At 60.8% G+C, this 13,686-nt stretch carries 10 protein-coding genes; all 10 read left to right on the top strand.

Annotated features, from left to right (window positions below; translation table 11 throughout):
* Window positions 1–67: 67 nt before the first annotated feature.
* The 10 genes from ACA070_RS18540 to ACA070_RS18495 all read left to right on the top strand — a co-directional run bounded on the left by ACA070_RS18540 (window position 68) and on the right by ACA070_RS18495 (window position 13,670).
* Complete coding sequence (locus tag ACA070_RS18540) at window positions 68–292, top strand: acyl-CoA carboxylase biotin carboxyl carrier protein subunit (RefSeq protein WP_403096799.1); 225 nt, start codon at window positions 68–70, stop codon at window positions 290–292.
* Window positions 293–297: 5 nt separating this feature from the next.
* Window positions 298–1,008, top strand: a complete 711-nt coding sequence (locus ACA070_RS18535; RefSeq protein ID WP_497451981.1) for a GntR family transcriptional regulator — start codon at window positions 298–300, stop codon at window positions 1,006–1,008.
* A gap of 65 nt (window positions 1,009–1,073) precedes the next feature.
* Window positions 1,074–2,633 (top strand): class I adenylate-forming enzyme family protein, encoded by a 1,560-nt coding sequence (locus tag ACA070_RS18530; protein WP_497447803.1) that lies wholly within the window; start codon window positions 1,074–1,076, stop codon window positions 2,631–2,633.
* A complete protein-coding gene (locus tag ACA070_RS18525) occupies window positions 2,630–4,210 on the top strand; it encodes an acyl-CoA carboxylase subunit beta (protein WP_497447802.1) in 1,581 nt (526 codons plus the stop codon). The genes ACA070_RS18530 and ACA070_RS18525 overlap by 4 nt, the downstream gene beginning before the upstream one ends.
* Before the next feature lie 61 nt (window positions 4,211–4,271).
* Complete coding sequence (locus ACA070_RS18520) at window positions 4,272–5,546, top strand: spinster family MFS transporter (RefSeq protein WP_497447801.1); 1,275 nt, start codon at window positions 4,272–4,274, stop codon at window positions 5,544–5,546.
* A gap of 2 nt (window positions 5,547–5,548) precedes the next feature.
* Window positions 5,549–6,556 (top strand): YeiH family protein, encoded by a 1,008-nt coding sequence (locus tag ACA070_RS18515; protein WP_497447800.1) that lies wholly within the window; start codon window positions 5,549–5,551, stop codon window positions 6,554–6,556.
* Between the two features lie 181 nt (window positions 6,557–6,737).
* Window positions 6,738–8,564, top strand: a complete 1,827-nt coding sequence (locus ACA070_RS18510) for a DUF1302 domain-containing protein (RefSeq protein WP_497447799.1) — start codon at window positions 6,738–6,740, stop codon at window positions 8,562–8,564.
* 37 nt (window positions 8,565–8,601) lie between these two features.
* A complete protein-coding gene (locus ACA070_RS18505) occupies window positions 8,602–9,960 on the top strand; it encodes a DUF1329 domain-containing protein (protein ID WP_497447798.1) in 1,359 nt (452 codons plus the stop codon).
* Between the two features lie 71 nt (window positions 9,961–10,031).
* Complete coding sequence (locus ACA070_RS18500) at window positions 10,032–11,093, top strand: WD40/YVTN/BNR-like repeat-containing protein (RefSeq protein ID WP_497447797.1); 1,062 nt, start codon at window positions 10,032–10,034, stop codon at window positions 11,091–11,093.
* Window positions 11,094–11,123: 30 nt separating this feature from the next.
* Window positions 11,124–13,670, top strand: a complete 2,547-nt coding sequence (locus ACA070_RS18495; protein ID WP_497447796.1) for an efflux RND transporter permease subunit — start codon at window positions 11,124–11,126, stop codon at window positions 13,668–13,670.
* The last annotated feature ends 16 nt before the right edge of the window (window positions 13,671–13,686 follow it).

The following is a 13,686-nucleotide window of genomic DNA, read 5'->3' as shown; positions in this document are numbered from 1 at the left end:
AGCGTAGCGTGCGGCAGCCAGGGGCTCGGCGATTTCAGAAAACAGTTGTGTTTTGGAGGGGGCGAGAATGAGTACAATCGCGGTTAAATCGGATGTCGCTGGGACGGTTTGGCAGATCCATGTCCGCGAAGGTGATGTCGTTGAAGAAGATCAGACGCTGGTCATCATGGAGTCCATGAAAATGGAAATTCCCTTGATGGCCGCGGAATCGGGTCGAGTGGTCAGCGTCCTCGTGGCCGAGGGCGAAGTGGTAAAAGATGGCCAGGATGTTTTGCTTATGGAGTGCGATTGAAGTCTATGTCAATGAATGCAGGTTCGGCGTCGGCCGCCAAGGGCGGTAGTGCAATAGGTATCATGCGGGCTGGTCGCCAGCGCGTGTTGACGATGCCGGAGCAGATTGCCGAGAGCATCACGCTTGCGATTCTGCGCGGTGAATACGGACCGGGCGATTCGGTGCGCGAGCAGGAACTGGCCGACCATTTTCAGGTCAGCCGCGGTCCGATTCGCGAGGCCCTGCGCATTCTCGAGAAGGTAGGCGTGGTGACCATCGTGCCGCAGCGTGGCGCGCATGTGACTTCATTGAGCCGGCAGGAGATCGACAACCTGTTCGAGATCCGCGCCGTGTTGGCCGGGTTGTTGGCCAAGTACCTGGTGGATCTGGATGCGTCAGTCGTCAATCAGATGGATGCCATCGTCACCCGGCTGGAGCTGATCGCTGCGCAGTCGGATGCGCTGGATGAATACGCACAGGGCAGTTATCGCCTGAGCACGCTGCTGTTCCAGTCCTGCGGCAACAAGCAATTGGCAGAACTCATGGGCGCACTGGGTATTCAGACCGCACGCTACACCCGCCTGGGGTTGCGTTCGCCAGAGCGCCGGCAGGCTTCCGTCATTCATTGGCGGTCGCTGGTCGAGGCACTCAGAGAAAACAGCAGCGCGGCTGCCGCGAATATGATGGTTGAGCTGATCAACGCTTCCCATCAAGCCGCATCGAATCAGTTGGAATAAACCACACGGGGGCACAACACTCCCAAGTGCTGTGTCAAGTTGTCGACAATAAGACAAAAAAGATCATGACAAAAAAACGTACCGCAGGATTAATGCTGAGTTGGGCCGCCCGACAGCACCGTGGCCGCACCGCCCTGATTTTCGGGGACGACTGCCTGACCTATGACGACGTGGAGACAGGCAGTAATCGTCTGGCCCATGCCTTGATTTCCCTTGGCCTGCAGGTCGGGGAACGGGTGGCCGTTCTACTCAACAATTCGCCCGAGGCGATCGAGAGCGTGTTTGCTGTCGAGAAAGCGGGCCTGGTCTATGTCGCGCTGAATGCCCGGCATACGCTGGCCGAACAGGTCGCGATCCTCAATGATGCTGGCGCAAGCTTGCTGGTGGCGGGGCCGGAGTTCCGCGAGATCGGCGAAGGTGTTCGTGACCAAGTGGCCAGTCTGCGCCACGTGATCGGGCTTGATTGGCAGGCGCCGCAGGTCCTGGACTATCGCCAGGTACTCGCTGCCATGCCTGCCCACGCACCCAATGTTCAGGTCTCTGCGGACACGCAGCTGCGTATCGCCTATACCTCAGGAACCACCGGCAAGCCCAAGGGCGTGACCTATACCGTCAAGCGCTGGTACGAGCGCCTGACCAATCACTTCTATGCCATGGAATACAGCCTGGGCGTAGACGATGCGATGTTGCACGTCGGCCCCTTGACCCATGCCGCCGGCGTTCACTTGTTGCCTTGCTACTTGCGCGGTGCGCGCAACGTGATCCTGGAGAAGTTCGAACCGCTGGAAACGCTGCAGCAAATCGAGCGCCATCGCATTACGCAAATGATGTGTGTGCCGACCATGCTCACGCGCCTGCTCGACACGCTCGACAGCGGCGTCGAAGCCGATCTGTCGTCGCTCAAGTGCATTCATTACGGCACGGCGCCGACCTCCGTCGACCTGATTCGCCGAGCGATGGCGCGTTTCGGTCCGGTGATGCGTCAGCAATACGGAATGACCGAGGCGGTCCAGCCGCTGGCGGTGCTGTACCCGCACGAACACGCTGAAGAAGGCGTGCTGCGCTCCTGCGGAAAACCCACCGCGAATGTGCAGATCACCGTGCGCGATGTGCACGGTCAGGAGTTGGCGGCGGGTGAAATCGGCGAGATCGCCATCGCCACCGACGGCATCGGCGAAGTGGCGTTCTGGCGCCGCCCCGATCTGGAGGCCGAGGCTATTCGCGATGGCTGGTACTACTCGGGTGATCTGGGTTACCTCGATGCGCAGGGCTTCCTTTATATCGTCGGGCGCAACAAGGACATGATCATTTCCGGTGGCTTCAACGTCTACGCCCGGGAAGTCGAGGACGCGCTGGAAAGTCATCCGCAGGTTGTCGAAGTGGCGGTGCTGGGGTTGCCCGATGCGGAGTGGGGCGAGCGGATCGCCGCGTTTGTCGTCCGGCGCGAAGGCGCCACGGTCGACGGCGAGGCACTGGGCAGTCATTGCGTTGCACTGATCGCCGGTTACAAGAAGCCGCGCCTGATCGAGTTCGTTGACGCTCTGCCGCGCAACAACGCCGGCAAAGTCGTGAAAAACATTCTGCGCGATGACTATCTCGCGCGCCTGGAGAGGACGTCATCATGAGCACGCCTGTTGCCCCTGAATGGTCGCTGGAACTCGCCGATATCCGCGCGCGTCGGGAAGTCGCCTATGCATTGGGCGGCCCGGAAGCGGTGGAAAAGCATCATGCCCAAGGCAAATTCACGGCCCGTGAGCGTATCGGCCACTTGCTGGACGGCGAAAGCTTCGAGGAATTCGGCATATTGGCCGGCGCCGTGAAGTACACGCCGGAAGGCAAGATTGCTTCCGCCACACCGAGTACGGCAGTCGTTGGCGTCGGTACGATCGAACAGCGGCGTACCGTGGTCGCGGCGGATGATTTCACCATTCGCGGTGGCTCGTCGGAGGCGGCGGTCGCTGAGAAGTGGATCTACGCCGATCGTTATGCCTGGGAATACAAGCTGCCGATCATTCGCATGATCGACAGCGCCGGCGGCAGTGTGAAGCTGCTCGACAAGCTCGGTCATACCAAGATTCCGGGGTATGCGCTGTTGCCGATCACCAACCTGTTGGGTGCGGTGCCGGTGGTCGGCATCGCCCACGGTGCCTGTGCAGGATTGGGCGCGCTGCGGGTTGCCGCTTCACACCTGTCGATCATGGTACGGGGTCAAAGCCAGGTCTTCGCGGCTGGCCCGCCCGTGGTGAAACAGGCCTTCGGTATCGATATCGACAAGAACGATCTCGGCGGTTATGACCAGGTGCATCGTCACAGCGGCATGATCAATCTGGCTGCCAATTCCGATGCCGGGGCATTGGATTTGGCCAAGCGCTTCCTGTCTTATCTGCCGGGCAATGTCTGGGAACAGCCACCGCGTGTGGCCTCGACGGACGCTCCCGGTCGCCGTGACGCCTGGCTTAACGACGCCATTCCCCATGACCGGCGCAAGATCTTCAATCCGCACAAGATTCTCAAGTCGCTGGTCGACACAGATAGCCTATTCGAGATGTCCCCGGATTTCGGTGCGTCGACTATTACCGCTTTCGCCCGTCTCAACGGCTATTCGGTGGGGATCATCTGCAACAACCCGCGCGTCGGCGGCGGTGCGTTGACCCGTGCGGCGGCGCTCAAGCAGACCCGTTTCATCGACCTGTGCGACACCTTTCATCTGCCTCTGATCTACCTCGTGGACCAACCGGGTGTGATGACCGGGCAAGAGGCTGAAATGCAGGGCACCTTGAGCGCGGCGATGCAGGCCGTGCATGCGATCGAGCAGGCCAGCGTGCCGGTGATCACCATCGTGTTGCGCCGTTGTGTCGGGCTCGCCGGGGCCATGGTCAGCCCGTGGCACGGTCCGTCGGGCACCGCATTGCCGCACCGGTTTGCCTGGCCTTCGGCGCAGTGGGGTTCGATCCCGATCGAGGGCGGAGTCGCGGCCGCCTACAAGCAGGAAATCGCTGCGGCGGATGATCCGCTGGCGCGGCGCAAAGAGCTGGAGGCCCATTACCAGGCCTTGGCTTCACCGCTGCGTACCGCCGAACGTTTTGGCGTGATCGACATCATTGAGCCGGACAGTACGCGTCCACTGCTGTGCAACTGGGTGGGGGATGCCTATCGCATTACCGCACTTTCCCTTGGGCAGAAGCGGCGGACCATGCGCTAGTCCTGGCAGGACGAGCGGCATCCGGCCTTACCTTCATAAAAACAACTCAAAGGTACAGACGATGTTCTGGAAAAAGAGTCCCTGCGCCGTTTTGGCAACGTTGATGGTGATTCACCTGTTGGCTCAGGTGGACCGAAACATTCTGTTGGGCTTCGCACCGCAAATCACTGGCGAGCTGGGGATCAATAACGCGCAGTACGGCTTTTTGGTCGGCGCGGTCTGGGTCCTGAGCTATGGCGTGATGGCGGTATTTCTCGGCGCGCTGGCCGATCGTCACAGCCGTCCGCGGGTGATCGGCGCCGGCATGCTGGTCTGGAGCGCTTGTACGGTGGCGTCGGGATTCGTGCAGAACTTCGAGCAAATGGTGGCGGCGCGCTTTCTGGTGGCCACCGGTGAAGCGGCGTTGGTGCCCGCCGCCACGGCGCTGTTGATGGAGCTGTTCTCGGAGAAGCGCCGAGGCACGGCGATGGGACTGTTTTACCTGGGCATTCCGTTGGGCATTGGCTGCAGCTTTTTGTTGGCGGGCACGCTGGGTGCCGCGCATGGCTGGCGCACCACGTTCCATTTCCTGGGTATCGCCGGGCTGATCATCGGCTTGCCGTTGATGCTGATGGGCGACAAACGCAGCAGCGCCATGGTGCAAGAGCGCGGGGCTCCCCTCAAGACCCAACTGGCCGCGGTACTCGGTGAGCTGAACAGCAATCGTGTCGTGCGCTACACCGTTGCCGGTTTTGTGTTGGCCCACCTGGTCTATCCGGGCATCTCGTTCGCGCAACTCTGGATTGCCCGCGAGCGGGGGATGGACCCGGCCACAATCGCCACGACCATGGGCGTCATGCAAATTGTTTTCGGTTCGTTGGGCGCGTTGGCCGGTGGCATTTTGAGCGACCGCCTGGCCCCTCGTTTCAAGGGCGGTCACGCCAGTGTGCTGGTGTTGCTCATGTTGGTGAGTGCGCCGTTCATGATCGCTTACCGCCTGGTACCGACCGACTCGCCGCTGTTCTACGTGGGCATGGCGGTGGGCATTTTCATGTTGATGTCGCTTTACGGAGCCGCGACCACCGCGATTCAAGGGGCTGTCCCGGTGCGCATGCGTTCGACGGTCATGGGTTGCTCGATGCTTCTTTTGAACCTTTTCTCGGTGGCACTCGGCACGCTGGTCGTGGGCTGGATCAGCGACGTTCTGACGACTGCCGGCGTGGAGTCGCCGCTGACCCATGTGTTGCTGGTCAGCGACATTCTGGCGCTGGTGCTGGGCGGGTTCTTCTTTTATGTGGCGGCGCGGATCAAGCGTGAAAGTACGCGTTCGCTGCCGGCCATGGGTATCAAGGTTTAGCTATGTCCAGATCCGCCGTCATTCAGTTTCAGTCGGTTGTCAGCCAGCACCTGCCGGGTGTCCTGGCCAGTATCGTCGTCGCGATTGCGGCGCGGTTTCTGGCTGATCAATACCAGGCGCCGGTGATGCTGTTGGCACTCCTGCTCGGCATGGCCATGAATTTTCTGGCGGCGGGGCCGAGTAAACCGGGTATCGATTTCAGCGCCCGTGAAGTCCTGCGTGTCGGCGTGGCCTTACTGGGCATGCGCATTTCGCTGGAGCAGATTGCGGCGCTTGGTTGGCACCCGGTGCTGATCGTTGTGGTGTCGGTGGTGGTCACCATTTTGGTGTCGATGCTGGCGGCCCGCGCCTTGGGCTTCAACGTGCTGTTTGGTCTGTTGTCCGGTGGTGCCACGGCGATTTGCGGGGCGTCTGCGGCGCTGGCGTTGGCGGCGGCATTACCCGCCCATCATGCCAAGGAGCGCGCGACGTTGTTTACGGTGATTGGCGTGTCCGCGCTGTCGACCCTGGCGATGATTGTGTATCCGGTGATTGCCCGGGCGCTCGGTCTGGATCCGCTGCAGGCCGGGGTGTTTCTCGGCGCCACCATCCACGACGTCGCTCAGGTGGTGGGTGCCGGGTACAGCATGTCCCATGACATCGGCGATACCGCGATGGTGGTGAAACTGATGCGCATCGCCATGCTCCTGCCGGTCATCGTTTGCGCGGTGTTGATCACCCGTGCACAGGGCGGGCAGGGGACCGGTGAGCGACCACCGTTATTGCCGTGGTTTGCCGTGGCGTTCATCGCCTTGGCCGCGGTGACCAGTTTCGGTTGGCTGCCTTCAGCGGTGCAGACCCTGGGCAGTCAATTGTCGAGCTGGTGCCTGGTGATCGCGATCAGTGCGCTGGGGATGAAAATCCAATTGAAGGAGCTGGCCACGGTGGGGTTCAAACCCATTGTGTTGATGGTCGGTGAAACCGTGTTTTTGCTGGGACTGGTGTTGCTGTTGATACGACTCGGTAGTTGAGTCGGGTCGTTCAATACCGTGGGATGTGCTGACTCCAACGGTATTGATTGGGTCACTTTGAATGAATCGAACGCTCCCCTGATGGGGATAAGAGTGGTGAGCACTGTCGCGCCCGAATCGGGTGGCCAGATGTCTTTTTTATAAACACAAAAACAACAACAAAAAAAATCGGAGCCAATGTATGCGAATAAACAAAATGACTGGTGTGAGTGTGTGGGAGCCGACCCTGTTGGCCTCGGCGCTGTTCGTCGCTGCGTTGCCGGCGGCTCATGCCTTTGAAATCAATACCGGCAGTGAAGACTGGGCGGTGCGTTTCGACAACACGTTCAAGTTCAACTATGCACAGCGGGTTGAAAGCCCGAACAGCAAGTTGGCCAATTCCTGGAACAACAACGACGGTAACCGTAACTTCTCGTCCGGCAGCCCGGTGTCCCAGCGTCTGGACGTGCTCTCCGAGCTGGATGTGGCCTACCAAAAGAAGATGGGTTTTCGCGTCAGTGCCAACAGTTGGTACGACCATGCCTACGACAATGTCGGCAGCGACAACGCGGCAACCAACCAGATGAACAGCGGTCGACCTGACTCGCGCCACGTGAGTGGTTACGTCGATCGCTATTACAACGGCCCGTCGGCCGAGATCCTCGATGCCTTCGTCTTTGGCAGCACGGAAATCGGCGATGAGTCACTGCTCAGTGCCAAGCTCGGCAAGCACACGCAGTACTGGGGCGAAAGTGTTTTGGCTTTTGCCCACGGCAACAGTTATGGCCAGTCCGGACTGGACATCACCAAGGCGTTGGCAGTACCGGGCACCGAAGCCAAGGAACTGTTCATCCCGCGTAACCAACTGTCCGCCAGCTTCACCGTCAACCCGGAGCTGACCCTCGGCGCGCAGTACTTTCTCGACTGGGATGCTTCGCGCCTGCCGGAGTCCGGGACTTACCTGGGCTTTAACGACGGCATCCAGAATGGCGGGCACAACCTGTCGCTGATCGGTGGTCTGAATCCGCGTTTTGGTACGCCAGGTCCGCTCGGTGCCAACCAGTTCCTGCGCCTGAGCAACGGCCACACCTTCACTCCTGACAAGCGCGGCGACTTCGGTTTGATGGCCAAGTGGAGCCCGGAATGGCTGGATGGCACGCTCGGTTTCTACTACCGCAACACCTCCGACATTCTGCCTAACCTGGTGCTGCAACCGACCGCCGTCGGCCCGGCACAGCTGATCTCCGGCAACATCGGCAGCTACAACCAGTTCTACGTCGATGACATCGACATCTATGGCATCAGCCTGTCGAAAAACGTCGGCGACGTCAGCGTCGGTTTCGACCTCAACTACCGCGAAAACATGCCGTTGGCCAGTGTGCCCGGCAGCGTCAGCCCGGCGGCGGCCGCCGCGGGTGTGCCCGGTTTCATTGGCAGTTTCAACGGCGACGACGGCGTGGCCCGCGGCAACACCGTGCACGCGGTGCTCAACGGTTTGACCACCTTCGGCGACACGCCGCTGTGGGACAGCTCTTCGTTACTGGTCGAGCTCGGCTACAGCCGCTGGCTGAAAGTGACCGACAACAAGCAACTGTTCAAAGGCGAAGACTGGTACCACGGCACCGACAAGGTCACCAAGGACAACTACATCATCGGCGTCAACTTCAACCCGACCTGGTTCCAGGTCTTCCCGGGCATCGATATGTACCTGCCGATGACCTACAACGTCGGCCTCAACGGCAATTCCGCTGTGCAGTTGGGCGGTAACGAGGATTCCGGCAGCTACTCGATCGGTATCGGCATGGATGTGCGCAACCAGTACCGCTTCGACCTGAAGTACGTGGACAACTTCGGTCCATTCGACACCTGCAGTTCGCCAGGCAGCGCTGGCAGTCAAGGAGACGGCGCTGCACCGGGTGCCAACGGCCAGTACAACTGCGTACCCGGCCAAACCACCGCCTTCGGCGGGACCCCGGCGCAGCTCAAGGATCGCGGCATGGTCACGGCCACCTTCAAGACAACTTTCTGATTCGCGATTGCTTAAAAGCAATCAGGAGAACGACACCATGAAATGCATACACACACTGTTGAGCGCCTCCTTGGCGCTGTCCTTCGCCGGTCTTGTCCAGGCTGCCGTGCCTGCCGCAGACGCCGCCAAACTGGGCAGCAACCTGACCGCTGTCGGCGCCGAAAAAGCCGGCAATGCCGATGGCTCCATTCCGGCCTACACCGGCGGGCTGACCAGCCTGCCGGCGGGTTACAAGGCGGGTGACAGCTTTCGCCCCGACCCTTATGCCAACGAGAAACCGCTGCTGGTGATTGATGGCAAGAATGTCGCCCAGTACAAGAATCAGCTGACCGCGGTCACCGTCGAACTGGCCACCCGTTTTCCCAGCTTCCGCATTGAGGTCTATCCGACTCACCGTAGCGTGGCACTGCCTCAGAGCGTGCTCGACAACACATTGAAAAATGCCACCGGCGCCAAGTCGCTGGAAGGTGGCAACGCCATCGAAAACGTTCTGCCGGGCGTGCCGTTCCCGATCCCGCAGTCCGGGGCCGAGGCCATGTGGAATCACCTGCTGCGTTATCAGGGCGTTGCCTATTCCACCAAGTACGACTCCTGGAACGTCGATTCCTCCGGGGCGCAAAACCTGGCCACCAGCGGCGAGATCGTCAACTCGTTCCCGATCTTCGAAGACCCGGGCAAGGTCATCGATGGCAAAGACACCTACTTCCAGACCCGCCTGTTCTACACCGGCCCTGCGCGCCGTGCGGGCGAGGCGATCATGCTCAAGGACGCGGCCAACCCGCTGGTGCAGGCCCGTCGTGCCTGGCAGTACTTGCCGGGGCAGCGTCGCGTGAAACTGGCACCGACCCTGGCCTACGACACGCCAAACCCGGGCACCGCAGGTTCCGGCACCTATGACGACGTCTATGTCTTCAACGGTGCGCTGGATCGCTATGACTGGAAACTGGTCGGCAAGCAGGAAATGATCGTGCCGTACAACACCTACGCACTGAGCTACATCAAGGATCCGAAAACCCTGACCACCCCGAACCACCTGGCGCCGCAATTCGTGCGTTGGGAGAAGCACCGTGTGTGGGTCGTCGAAGGCACGCTCAAGTCGGGTGCGCGTCACGTCTACGCCAAGCGCCGCTTCTATCTGGACGAGGACAGTTGGGTGGCTCTGGCATCCGACCAGTACGATGCCCGTGGTCAGTTGTATCGCGGATCCTTCAGCTTCCTCTCGCAAAGCTATGACGTGACCACCCCCAACACCACGCCGCACGTGATCTATGACCTGGTGGGCGGGACCTACAACATCAACGGTTTGTCAGGCGCCTACGGCGGCATCAAATACATCGCGCCGCTCTCCAAGGCGCAATGGTCGCCGGACGCGCTGGCCGGTAATGGCGTTCGCTAAGTCACGCACAACAAAAAGTCTGGGCCGGTTGCGGTAGAGCGCCGGCTTCAGCTTTGGCAAGAGGACGCACCATGTGTTTATTCAAAACGCTTGCGCCGCTGATGTTGGTGGTGTGGCAGACGCTTGCACAGGCCTCCGGTTACGTTGATGTGTTGGACCTGCCCGCCAAGCCCAGCGCGTTGGCGGTGCGCAGTCCATTGCTGGACGTCGCGACTGCCGGGCAGCGCCTGGTCGCGGTCGGGCAGCGCGGCCATATTCTTTATTCCGACGATGCCGGCCAGCAATGGCAGCAGGCCAACGTGCCGGTCAGCAGTGACCTGAACGCCGTGTACTTTCCGTCCCCCGAACAAGGCTGGGCAGTCGGCAACGACGGTGTGATTTTGCACAGCAGCGACGCGGGCGTGAGCTGGAACAAGCAACTGGACGGTCGTGAGTTCGGTGCCTTGCTGATCAAGCACTATGCGGCGCTGGCGAATGCCGAGCCCGCCAACGAACAATGGCCGTTGCGGGTCGCTGAAGGACAGCGGCTGGCCGAGGAGGGCGCCGACAAGCCCTTGCTCGACGTCTGGTTTGCCGACGACAAGGTCGGCTACGTGGTCGGTGTGTTCAACCTGATCCTGCGTACCGAGGATGGCGGCCAGAGCTGGACGCCGTTTCAGGATCGCACCGACAACCCGCAAAACTTTCACTTGAATGCCATCGCGTCGACCGGCGATGCGCTGTACATCGTCGGCGAGCAGGGCCTGGTGCTGAAATGGGACGAAGTGCAGCAACGATTCGCCGCCCTGAACACGCCGTATCAGGGCAGCTTTTTCGGTGTCGTCGGCAAGCCTGGCGAAGTGGTTGTCTACGGTCTGCGCGGCAACGTGTTGCGCAGCACCGACGGCGGTCTGGACTGGGCTGCGTTCGACACGGGCCTGCAGGTCAGCGTCACCGCCGCGGCCGTCGACACCCAAGGGCACTATCGGCTGTTCACCCAGGCGGGGCACATGCTGGTCGATGAGACCAACAACGCCCGGTTGCAATTGATGCCACAACAGAACCCGTCACCGGTGGCCGGTGCGGTCCTCGCCAGCGATGGTTCGCTGATCGTGGTGGGCAGCCGTGGTGCACGTGCGCTTCTCAAACAATAAGAGCCAGGACATTAGAGCGAGTACTCAGACATGGCCATTACCAAGCAAGACAACATGCCGGTGATCCGCGATCTGCATGACTTCGATCGGCGCTCCGGCAACCTGCTGGAACGGCTGGTGTTCAACTACCGCCCGCTGTTCATCGTACTCATGACCCTGGCCACGCTGGTGCTGGGCTACATGGCGGCCACCCGCCTGGAGTTGCGCCCCAGCTTCGAAAAAATGATCCCGCAAAGCCAGCCGTACATTCAGAATTTCCTCGAGAACCGCCAGTCGCTGCGGGGTCTTGGTAACTCGGTGCGGGTGGTGGTGGAAAACACCCAGGGCGACATCTTCGACCCCGAATATCTCAACGTTCTCAAGCAGGTCAACGACGAACTGTTCCTCGCCGAAGGGGTAGATCGTGCCTGGATGAAGTCGCTGTGGACGCCGGCCGTGCGCTGGACTGAAGTCACCGAAGAAGGCTTCCAGGGCGGCCCGGTGATGCCCGACAGTTATCAGGGCTCGCCTTCGGACATCGAACAGCTACGGCAGAACATCACCCGTGCCGGCATCGTCGGCAGCCTGGTGGCCAGCGATTTCAAGTCGAGCATGTTGATTGTGCCGCTGCTGGACAAAGCCTCGGCCACCGGCCAGAGCATTAACTACCACCAGTTTTCGCGGATGCTCGAAGAGCAATTGCGCGACAAGATCGAATTTGCCGGCGACAGCGCGGCGCGCAAGGCCGGGGAGGAGGGCAAGGGCCATTACAAGGTCCGGGTGATCGGTTTTGCCAAACTGATCGGCGACCTGATCGACGGCTTGATTCAGGTGATGATGTTTTTCGGTCTGGCCGTAGTCACCTCCTTGGTCATCATCTACCTCTACACCCGTTGTGTGCGTAGCACCCTGCTGGTGGTCGGCTGTTCGCTGATCGCGGTGGTCTGGCAACTGGGCATCGTCGCCTGGCTGGGTTATGCCATCGATCCCTATTCGGTGCTGGTGCCGTTCCTGATCTTTGCCATTGGCGTGTCCCACGCGGCGCAGAAGATGAACGGCATCATGCAGGACATCGCCCGTGGCACCCATAAACAGGTGGCGGCGCGATACACATTCCGCCGTCTGTTCATCGCCGGCGTCACCGCGTTGCTGGCGGATGCGGTGGGTTTTGCCGTGTTGATGCTGATCGACATTCCGGTGATTCAGGACTTGGCCATCACCGCCAGTATCGGCGTGGCCGTGTTGATCTTCACGTCTTTGCTGCTCATGCCGGTGGCGCTGTCCTTTGTCGGAGTCGGCGCCAAAGCCGCCGAGCGTGCACTGAAAATCGACACACAGGCAAGCGCGCATAAAGGTTTCGGCAAGCTGTGGGACAGTCTGGATCGCTTTACGACTCCGAAGTGGGCCACCGGCGCCGTCCTCGTCGCCGCCTTGCTCGGGATCGGTGGTTTTGTGGTCAGCCTGCACCTGAAAATCGGCGACCTCGACAGCGGTGCCCCGGAGTTGCGTGCGGACTCGCGCTACAACCGCGACAACGCTTTCATCACCCAACATTACGCGCTGTCCAGCGACCTGTTCGCCGTGATGATCAAGACCCCGGCGGAAGGTTGCCTGAATTACCAGACGCTGATCCTCGCCGACCGCCTGGCCTGGGAGCTTCAGCAGTACCCCGGGGTGCAGGCGACGGCGTCGCTGGTCAATGCGGTGCGGCAGATTACGGCGGGGACCTTTGAGGGCAACCCCAAGCTCAACAGCCTCCAGCGTAACCAGAACGTGCTGAACTATGCCGCGCAGCAAGCCTCGGTCAACTCCCCGGAGTTGTTCAACACCGATTGTTCGCTGATGCCGGTGATTGCCTTCCTCAAGGACCATAAGGCCGAGACGCTGGACGCTGTGGTCGCTATCGCCGACAAGTTCGCCAAGGAAAACAGCACCGACGATCGCCAGTTTCTGCTGGCGGCCGGTACTGCCGGTATCGAGGCGGCCACCAACATCGTGGTGCGCGAAGCCAATCGCACCATGCTGCTCTACGTGTATGCGGCGGTCACGCTGTTTTGCCTGATCACTTTCCGCAGTTGGCGCGCCACCCTGGTGGCCTTACTGCCGCTGGTGCTGACCTCGATTCTCTGCGAGGCCCTGATGGTGGTCATGGGCATCGGCGTCAAGGTGGCAACGTTGCCGGTGATCGCCTTGGGGGTCGGTATCGGCGTGGACTACGCGCTGTATTTGCTCAGCGTTCAACTGCAATACCAGCGTCAGGGATTGTCGTTGATGCAGGCTTATCGGAACGCCGTGTCGTTCACCGGCCGGGTGGTCGGTCTGGTGGGGATTACCCTGGCGGCCGGCGTGGTGTGCTGGGTCTGGTCGCCGATCAAGTTCCAGGCGGACATGGGCATCCTGCTGACCTTCATGTTTTTGTGGAACATGTTGGGCGCGTTGATTCTGATCCCGGCGCTGTCGCATTTTCTGTTGCGCACGCATCACGTCCTGGGCAAGCCGACAGAGCAGATGCCCCTGGAAGATGCTTGCGCTGAGGGCGCGCAGGGTCTTGGGCAAAGCGCATCTGAGCGGTGTGGCAAGGGTAAGGTGCCCGTTTAGCTGGGGCTTCTGATGG

Source organism: Pseudomonas sp. LBUM1678 (assembly GCF_059695575.1).
This window is presented reverse-complemented; position numbering and strand designations above follow the sequence as displayed.

Coding starts and splice junctions, on each gene's coding strand:
- ACA070_RS18540 (WP_403096799.1), top strand. CDS start 68: ATGAGTACAATCGCGGTTAAATCGGATGTCGCTGGGACGGTTTGGCAG.
- ACA070_RS18535 (WP_497451981.1), top strand. CDS start 298: ATGTCAATGAATGCAGGTTCGGCGTCGGCCGCCAAGGGCGGTAGTGCA.
- ACA070_RS18530 (WP_497447803.1), top strand. CDS start 1,074: ATGACAAAAAAACGTACCGCAGGATTAATGCTGAGTTGGGCCGCCCGA.
- ACA070_RS18525 (WP_497447802.1), top strand. CDS start 2,630: ATGAGCACGCCTGTTGCCCCTGAATGGTCGCTGGAACTCGCCGATATC.
- ACA070_RS18520 (WP_497447801.1), top strand. CDS start 4,272: ATGTTCTGGAAAAAGAGTCCCTGCGCCGTTTTGGCAACGTTGATGGTG.
- ACA070_RS18515 (WP_497447800.1), top strand. CDS start 5,549: ATGTCCAGATCCGCCGTCATTCAGTTTCAGTCGGTTGTCAGCCAGCAC.
- ACA070_RS18510 (WP_497447799.1), top strand. CDS start 6,738: ATGCGAATAAACAAAATGACTGGTGTGAGTGTGTGGGAGCCGACCCTG.
- ACA070_RS18505 (WP_497447798.1), top strand. CDS start 8,602: ATGAAATGCATACACACACTGTTGAGCGCCTCCTTGGCGCTGTCCTTC.
- ACA070_RS18500 (WP_497447797.1), top strand. CDS start 10,032: ATGTGTTTATTCAAAACGCTTGCGCCGCTGATGTTGGTGGTGTGGCAG.
- ACA070_RS18495 (WP_497447796.1), top strand. CDS start 11,124: ATGGCCATTACCAAGCAAGACAACATGCCGGTGATCCGCGATCTGCAT.